Annotated in this window: 5 protein-coding genes and 1 pseudogene; all 6 read right to left on the reverse strand. The window is 41.3% G+C overall.

The annotated features are described in order from the left end of the window. Positions 1-695 precede the first annotated feature (695 nt). The gene (locus tag R1Y93_RS11295; protein WP_500822874.1) at positions 696-1,013 is read right to left on the reverse strand and encodes an Abi family protein; all 318 of its coding nucleotides are present in this window, start codon (positions 1,011-1,013) and stop codon (positions 696-698) included. Continuing rightward, complete coding sequence (locus R1Y93_RS11300) at positions 973-1,119, reverse strand: hypothetical protein (protein ID WP_500822878.1); 147 nt, start codon at positions 1,117-1,119, stop codon at positions 973-975. Before R1Y93_RS11300 ends, R1Y93_RS11295 begins: the two co-directional genes overlap by 41 nt. Positions 1,120-1,143: 24 nt before the next feature. After that, on the reverse strand, positions 1,144-1,335 hold the full coding sequence (locus R1Y93_RS11305) for a YodL domain-containing protein (RefSeq protein WP_500822875.1): 192 nt from the start codon (positions 1,333-1,335) through the stop codon (positions 1,144-1,146). Continuing rightward, positions 1,304-1,468 (reverse strand): YodL domain-containing protein, encoded by a 165-nt coding sequence (locus R1Y93_RS11310; protein WP_500822876.1) that lies wholly within the window; start codon positions 1,466-1,468, stop codon positions 1,304-1,306. The genes R1Y93_RS11305 and R1Y93_RS11310 overlap by 32 nt, the downstream gene beginning before the upstream one ends. Next, entirely contained in the window at positions 1,465-1,716 is a 252-nt protein-coding gene (locus R1Y93_RS11315; protein WP_500822877.1) for a transposon-transfer assisting family protein, read from the reverse strand. The genes R1Y93_RS11310 and R1Y93_RS11315 overlap by 4 nt, the downstream gene beginning before the upstream one ends. Continuing rightward, positions 1,713-5,949: pseudogene (locus R1Y93_RS11320) on the reverse strand (DUF3849 domain-containing protein); the annotation flags it as partial. The gene R1Y93_RS11315 and the pseudogene R1Y93_RS11320, both read right to left, overlap by 4 nt.

The raw sequence follows: 5,949 nt of genomic DNA on the forward strand, positions 1-5,949 counted from the left end.
GCATGATTATACTCGGATAACCGAACAATAGCAAGACATGAATTGTGAGTTAGGGCAAACGATGCTAAATGTATCACAATTTTATAGCACTGATTGTCAATGTAGTTATCAGGAAACTTACCACATTGGCCCCAAAGAATAGCAGTCTAATCGAAATGACTCTACTTGGAAAAAACAGCTTAGAAGAGAGAGACATCAGATTTTTGTATCAAGTCAGCTTCCACATACGAGGATTGCTGCACAAATCTATAATGAAGTTGCTTCTCTCTCCTAACCGAAACATCAAATTACTGTAAAAAATGAAGCCGGAAAATCTGCCAAACAGAGCGTTATGAAACTGGAACACCGCGGGAAATATCTCTCAGAAATCATCAACTATGCCGAGTAGTATAAAAATAACTGATCCTACTATATTGCCACAAAACGTCAAAGAAACCAGACGCATATTTCCGCTGACACGGAAGTCAGATTATTATATATAACAAAGTCAGCACACAAACAACCGATAAAAATTTCATTTTATAATGAAATAGGCAGCTAATCTTCTTAGCTGCCTACCCGCCAATGGAATATTTGGATTCAGGCATTACCCATGCCTTCCTACGGTCATTCTTATTATATTCTCAAACAAATTTACTATTCCTATAAAAACAGTATTTTATCATATAATTCTTTCCAATTTGCTGGTAACACATTCATCTTATATATATCAATTTTTGTTTTTGAAATAAGTTTTCCCAGTTCCCTTGCCAACATATCAGCATCTTTTTGTGGTAACATTTTTTCTTCACTGCATATAATCGTGAATAAAGATTTGTATTATCCGGAAGCACATCTGCACTATCCCTATTATCTGGAATTACCACAGAGGAAGTCATACCAACCACCATAGAATGATGGGCACAATAATTTCTTAAATTTCTAACGGCATCTAACCATGTGTCCATCTGCTTTGTTACTTCTTTTTTATAGTTATTTTGTGAATACGTGTAATTTAATACCTCTTGTCCCATACTCCTCATGTTCCATCAGAAACCATTTCTTTTCATTCATCAGGATATAATCCTGTGCAAGCCATGTCCCTTTCTTTCCTTCGATTTCATAGCCAGTCGTATCAATGGAAAGTCTGGTATCGGAGGAACTTTATAGATTGCGAGGAATTTCCGGAATGATGATAAAACCATCTTTATTGACATAGTAAGCTGTGGTTTTTCCATCATCGGTAATGACGATCACATCACTGCAACCGATGGAATGACCTTTGAAGTTTTTCGGTCGCTGCTTCTGCAAGCGTGTTTTAATGTCAGCCGGAGTTTCCCGGCTGGATTCTTCCAATGTACACCTGCTGATAGTTTTCTACTTGGACTGTTTTTCCTTCGCTTTTCAGTTTCTCGTAAGAACGGAAACGGACATCCCGGTACTCTGGGGTATCTTTTACCTGATATACTGCACACTGACTTGTACTCATTCTTCGTCCTCCTCTCCCAGTTCCATTTTATATTCTTCCAGATCCATAAGAAAAGCTTCATAACCTTCATCACTCATACAGAACAGTTTTCTTATGGTATTGCAGACAAGCCCGATCATATCTGCATCGCCTTTCAGAAAAGGAATGATATGGTCGATTGCCTCCATCGTGTCATTTCTGTTTCCTTTATCAAACATTGCGGTTACTAAACATTCATCCGCATCAAAGTTCATTGCCAGATCCATCATAATTCCACCTCTCCCTTCTTATGTGTCTTGGATTTTTCCGTTGTCTTATTCTGCTCCTGTGCTTTTGCCCTTGCCTGAAAATCTTTTAAAGACTGCAGCACAGACTTCTTCACTTCACCTTTTGCTCTGCTTGCAGGTTCCTCCTTTTGTGGCTGGCTCTGACTTACAGATGCCGGTTCCTGCTCTGCCCTTCTGTCTGCCGCAACCGCAGAAGGTTTCTGTTCACTTCCTATTGCTGTTTCTGCCTCATGTTCCGTTTCCTCCACCCTTCCATGCTTTTCATCCAGATACTTTTCCATGTCTGCTGATTGCTTTCTGCACCAGAGGGCTTTCTTTATAGTGAGGAATCATATCTATCAGATCACGCCGTATCCGGTCTGCACTCATCAACTCATATTCCCCGGAATAATCTTCATCACCATCTTGCAGATCAAATCCGATTCCTTTAATCCCATGCAGTCTCTCTGCTGGGATACTCTCATATATTTTAATGGCTTCTTCTAAAGTGAGGTTATTATGGTACTCTCCCATGACCGGAAACTCCATGCACTCTGCGACATAAAAACTGATCGTAGCTTCTGGCTGTTCCTGTTCTGGCTGTTTGTCAAAGATAGAAAGTCGCTCTGTATCTTCCAGACGGGAAAGTAAAGAACGGGCAGTTATCACATCGCTGTCTATATCGGATTCCTCGGATACCTCAAGCAGCCAGTCCTTGATAGCTTCTGTTTTCTTATTCAAAATATCCTCCGTGAGTTTTTCCACCTGTTCTTCTCTATTTTCAATCGTATCGTTATACTCATAGGTATCAACGTCATAACTAAAATTATCCAGATCCGCAGCGAGCTTTTTAATCTCCTGCTGGTCAAGATATTTTTCAGATTCTTTTATATACTCTGCCAGAGTGATTCGCTCCTCTGCTATCGGGTTAATGTCCACCTGGATTCCTGCCATCGCTATACCAGATTCATTTAAGGCATTGAAAAAGCTATCTTCTCGAATATCACCTTTATAGGAAAGAGCTATATCAAGGTCAGAATCTTCCCGGTAAAGGTCTTGTCTGCTTCTGGAACCATACACTCTTGCAGCAAGCAGCTCTACCTCCTGTTCCATTCCCATATCTTCTAATACTGCCTGTGCATGATACAGAACCCCTCTTTCTACTTCTGCCCTGCTCAGGCTATTTAATGCCAGTTCATTTCTTCCAATCTCAGAAGTCACACGAAGTTCCCCCTCCTGCAATAAATCTTTAGAATGCTGGATCGTCATTTTCTCAAATTCTTTATAATCCACTTTGACACATTCCATGTCATCCATTCTCTCACTTTTAAGAATTTCATAAGCGGCTTCCTGGATAAATGCGTCGGGATTATCATAATCACCACTCTGGATTTCATGCAGGTCAAAGTCATAAAAAATAAAAGAATATCCTTCTTCTGTTGCCTGTATGGTCAGATACCCTTTACTCCTGGTAAACTGCATTGCGATTCCCTCATAGGTTTGCAGTGCTTCTTCTCTGCGAAATCCTTCAAAAATACTTGCCGGGCAGTTCTTTTCTAATTGTATCCGCTGCATCTGTTCTTCCTGAACTTCTTCCACATCTGCCATCAGTTCTTCATAATCCACTACTTTTGCATCTTCCAGTGAGTACCCTTTATCTTCTAAAATATCACTGGCAGCTTCATCCACATAGATTGTCGGATTGTCATAGATTCCTCCATCATCCTCCTGATAATCTTCATTGTAAAATGTATAGTCATAGCCATCTTCTGCGGTCTGGATTGTAAAGTATTGTTTTCCAATCTGATATGCAATCTGTACCTCATTCCAGTCCAGCATGTTTTCCATTTTATTTACCGCTTCATATATTTCTGGATTCAGCCACCCTCCGATCTGTTCATACGCATGGGTCAGCCGATCTATCCCGTTTTCACATCGGATAAAATCCATGCTTTCCTGCATCGTTTCCGTATTCTGGATACCAAGCACTTTTTTCTGATGATTTGGCAGACGTAAATATTCCTGCATCGCTTCATCCAGTGATTCATACCGATTTACTTTTACTACACCCTCTGCATTTACATCTTCCATCACATAAAAATTATCAATGTAATGAATCTCTGGCATTTTTAACTTTATGCCTTCCGGCAGCTGCACCTCACTGACTGCCTGAAAATTAAACCGGACATCTGTTCCCGATTCATTTTTTCCTGCCATCGTTTCTTCCCATATGTCTTTCTGTACTGCCTGTATTTCTTCGATTGTAAGTGCCTGTCCACTCCGCAGGGTTACAACAGAATCTTTCGGGAATTCCGTCAAATCATAAAGTGTTGTTCCATTTTCCTGCAGATATTCTGATACAGCTTCTAACGCTCCTTCATCAAATCCATTCCATAGGTCATCCGCTACAAGCTGTCCATTTTCTGCTACGATAATGCCAGCCACATCGGAGTCAAATTCATCATGTTCCATTAAGAAAAACTTTTCCCCAGCATATTCCTTTTTATCAACCGTATGCCATGTCCCGTTATGTCCTTCTGCTTCATATCCTCTTGTCTCTGCTGTGATCGTCACTTCGTTTTCTCCTATCGCCTGTTCTATCCTCTGCATCCGGATCTCAGCTCTTGCCATGTCGATAAACCCATCTAAAACTGCCGGGTGGCTTTCAATCACATAATCCAGGTTCAGATTTCTGCCCCGGCTGATATTTTCCGGGATTTCGATATGCTCCGCCCAGTCTTTGTTCTGTCTGGAAAATCTTCCATCATGAGAAAGTTCACGGATGGTGTTTGCCATAACAAAATTCATACGTTCTTCCCCAAAGCGTTCCACGACTTCTTTTGCCGCACCCTGCTTTAAGTGCAGTCCGTCAAAATTCTCCCGGATAACATCCTCGATTGCTTTCTTGCAGTCCAGGTTTAACTTTCTGGAATCCAGATAGGCATCTACATCCCGTTCTCCCATTGCCTGTTCCAATGTTTCTTTATAAACTGGCGGATATGCCCTGACGGAATTATGTTCCAGCATGTTCATTCTCTGCTGGACAAACTCCGGAAGTTTCTGAAATCCAAAAGAATCTACATAATAGGCTGTGATCTCTGCACCCCTGTTTATCACGATCACATCACTTACCGATAAGGAATGACCACGGAAATCTTCCGGTCGATCAATGTTAAATCGTTCAAATATATTGTCTAACGTGATTGTTGGCATCCACGGTGCTGCATAAACCATCCGGTAATCCTTTCCATCAATGGTATAGCCCAGGTTCTTTGCAGATTCCATTCCCATAAACTGATAGGTATGCTCATCTCCACTATCCATCTGATAAATGGCAAACCTTCTGCTTTCTCCATGCAGAAGAAGTGTCTCATCAATCTTTTCTGCACTCTGCCGTTCCAGTGCTTCCTGTTTTGTGGCAGAGACTTCTCTTTCTTTCTGGACTTCCCATTCTGTTTCTGTGATTCCAAAGATACCGTCATATCCAAAAATCTCATTTTCCGTCTCCACAAGCACCTGTTCTACCCGTTGTGGATTCTCTAGATTTCCATATAAGATGTAAATTTCTGCCCCTCCACGGTATAATTCATATGCCCGGTCTTTCGTAAGCGGTAGCATATGGTCTAACTGGATTCCTGCCTCGTGCATTTCCGTAAAACCGATCATGCCATCTGGGAAATTGTCAATCTGTGCCTGTGTTTCATTCATAAGGTTTCTCGTATATTCACTTTCCGTTCTGCGGATTGCGGTCATCATACGGTTCACCAGTCCAAGTACTTCGTCTTTGTCATCCATCTTATATGCAAAATTCACAATAAGATTTCTCTGGGAATCTGTGAAGTTTCCCGTATTGGCAGCTTCTGCCGTTTCAATCAGACGGTGAGCATACTGCATGGCTGTTTCTTCTGCAATCTCTGGTTCCTTGGCTGGGAAGTTTGCCCTTGCTGCCTGAATCACTTCATACACCAGCTTTGAACCAGCTTCATCGTAAGATTCTCTCATATCCCATACCAGGTCATTCAGTCTTTCCACCTGTCCGGGGAAAGTTTCCGCATATTCATTTACAAATGCCTTTTCTTCTTCTGAAAAAATATTTCTTGGAAACTCTGCTTTTTGCACGATCATCTCTGCCTGCTCTTTCGGAGAAAGATCAGAAAAAGAAATAACTCCTGTGTCAGCATCATACTCCACATCATAAAAATCAATCGGATAGTTCTCTCCGTGCCCACTGCTGTC

Source organism: Blautia sp. HA3515 (assembly GCF_059933065.1).

Bases quoted from the DNA above. Each gene is read 5' to 3' on its own strand.
- R1Y93_RS11295 (WP_500822874.1), bottom strand. From the start codon at position 1,013: ATGGGACAAGAGGTATTAAATTACACGTATTCACAAAATAACTATAAA.
- R1Y93_RS11310 (WP_500822876.1), bottom strand. From the start codon at position 1,468: ATGAGTACAAGTCAGTGTGCAGTATATCAGGTAAAAGATACCCCAGAG.
- R1Y93_RS11315 (WP_500822877.1), bottom strand. From the start codon at position 1,716: ATGATGGATCTGGCAATGAACTTTGATGCGGATGAATGTTTAGTAACC.